Consider the following 302-nt stretch of genomic DNA (forward strand, 5'->3'; position numbering starts at 1 on the left):
AAGCGCACTCGTATTATCCTTAGAAAGGAGGTGATCCAGCCGCACCTTCCGATACGGCTACCTTGTTACGACTTCACCCCAATCATCTGTCCCACCTTAGGCGGCTGGCTCCATGAAGGTTACCTCCCCGACTTCGGGTGTTACAAACTCTCGTGGTGTGACGGGCGGTGTGTACAAGGCCCGGGAACGTATTCACCGCGGCATGCTGATCCGCGATTACTAGCGATTCCGGCTTCATGCAGGCGAGTTGCAGCCTGCAATCCGAACTGAGAATGGCTTTATGGGATTCGCTTACCTTCGCA

The 302-nt window shown here is 55.0% G+C and carries 1 rRNA gene; it reads right to left on the bottom strand.

Features of this window, described 5'->3' with window-relative positions:
- Positions 1 to 23: 23 nt before the first annotated feature.
- Positions 24 to 302, bottom strand: a 16S ribosomal RNA gene (locus tag CVN76_RS02670); the annotation flags it as partial.

It is taken from the genome of Bacillus sp. mrc49, assembly GCF_002803435.1.